This window comes from Flavitalea flava (genome assembly GCF_054461575.1).
Map to the genome: position 1 here is coordinate 1 of NZ_JBTLQH010000143.1, position 579 is coordinate 579.

Annotated in this window: 1 protein-coding gene; it reads left to right on the forward strand. The window is 58.9% G+C overall.

Annotated features, from left to right (window positions below; all coding sequences use genetic code 11):
- A partial coding sequence (locus ACX0G9_RS31740; protein ID WP_459069016.1) for a condensation domain-containing protein occupies positions 1 to 579 on the forward strand: 579 nt, incomplete at both ends.

The following is a 579-nucleotide window of genomic DNA, read 5'->3' on the forward strand; positions in this document are numbered from 1 at the left end:
GTTGCCGGTAGACCGGGGATACGAAGGACGTATTTGTCAAAAGGATCTTGGGCACTGGCGTGTACGGCTGAGCCGGGAGCAGACGCAGCGTTTGCTGCAGGAAGTGCCGCGTGCCTATCATACGGAGATCAACGATTTGTTGTTGTCGGCGCTGGGTAAGACGCTGTCAGCGTGGAGTGGTCGGGGTGAGGTAGTGATCGGCCTGGAGGGTCATGGTCGGCAGGACATCGGTGGTGGGGAGGATACGAGCCGGACGGTGGGTTGGTTTACGAGCCTGTACCCGGTCCTGCTGGAGCTGCCGCAGCAAGAGGATCAGGGCCTGCTGATCAGGGAGGTGAAGGAACAATTACGCAAGGTACCGGACAAGGGCTTGGGCTATGGGGTATTGCGATCGATCAATCGGTTGGCGGGATTACAGGGGGCCTCACCGTGGGAGATAGTGTTTAATTACCTGGGCCAACTGGATAATGTGGTAACGGGCAGTGTGTGGTTCAGCGGGGCTGTGGAGCGGATGGGGGAGAGCATAGGGGCAGACCAGGAAGTGCAGGAGAAGCTATCGGTTAACGGGAAGGTCCAGGG